This window comes from Streptomyces sp. NPDC031274, from assembly GCF_055570235.1.
Genome location: NZ_JBVIHP010000413.1, coordinates 1 through 1,109, shown reverse-complemented (window position 1 = coordinate 1,109; position 1,109 = coordinate 1). Strand labels below are relative to the sequence as shown.

The following is a 1,109-nucleotide window of genomic DNA, read 5'->3' as shown; positions in this document are numbered from 1 at the left end:
CGGCCTGGACGAGCATGAGGACGCTGGTGAAGCCCTGCGCGAGGGTGTCGTGGATCTCGCGCGACATGCGCTCGCGCTCCGCGAGGGCGCCGCGCTCGGCGGAGAGCCGGGCGACCTCCTCGCGGCTCGCGTCCAACTCGGCGATGAGGTCGGCCCGTTCGAGGCTCTGCTCGATGATGCGGACGGTCCAGCTGCCCATCGCCACCGAGAAGACCAGCGTCACCACGGCGAAGAGCGCGTTGTAGAAGATGTCCTGCGGCGAGGGCCGCCAGAGCAGCACCCAGCCGCCCACGGGCGCGATGTTGATGACCGTGACCCCCACGAGCGCCCAGCGCATCCGCAGGCAGATGAAGCACTGCGGGATGAGCGCGAAGGTCATCAGGCGTGTCTCGCCGATCAACACGCCCGGGACCAGGAACAGCCCGATCGCCCCCGCCACGTAGGTCAGTGCCCGCCGTTCGTCGGGCCCCTCCTCCATCAGGACCCCGCGTCCGAACCCCACGTACCAAGGCACGAGGAGCAGCAGAAGCCCCGCGGTGGTCAGCCGGACGGGCCACCCCGGCTCCGCCGTGCCGAGCACGAAGACCAGGGTGGCCACCCACACCACGGCGAAGTACGCGTCCCAGAGCCGGAAGGTGCGCTGCCAGATGTTCGAGTCGCGCGGCCCGGCCGCCTCGCTCATCCGTCGCGCCGGTTCTTCCACCGGAAGGTCAGCAGACACAGCACCAATCCTCCGACGCACCAGGCGCCGAGCACCAGGGCAATGCGTCCGTACTCCCAACTCCCCGCCTGCTCGAGGACGTTCGCCGATTCGGGCAGGAACACCCCGCGGAAGCCCTGGCACATCCACTTCAGCGGGAAGAGCGCGCTGATGTTCAGCATCCAGTCGGGGATCGTGTCGATGGCGATGTAGACGCCCGAGATGAACTGCAGCACCAGGAAGGGCAGCACGACCACGGAGGTCGCGCTGCGCCCGGACCTCGGGACGCTGCTGATCGCGATGCCGAGCAGCGCGCAGCCGGTGAGACCGAGGACGAAAACCCCGCCGAAGGTGAGCCCGTTTTTCGCGCTTGTTGGCCGGTCGACGTCGAAGGGCGGCACGCCGACCA

The 1,109-nt window shown here is 69.1% G+C and carries 2 protein-coding genes; both read right to left on the bottom strand.

Annotation, left to right across the window (positions count from 1 at the left end):
• Positions 1 to 682: histidine kinase (locus ACZ5CR_RS46800; RefSeq protein WP_468870153.1), on the bottom strand; the 682-nt coding region annotated here is incomplete at its 3' end.
• Positions 679 to 1,109 (bottom strand): ABC transporter permease (locus ACZ5CR_RS46795; protein ID WP_468870152.1); only part of this gene is annotated, 431 nt, incomplete at its 5' end. The genes ACZ5CR_RS46800 and ACZ5CR_RS46795, both read right to left, overlap by 4 nt.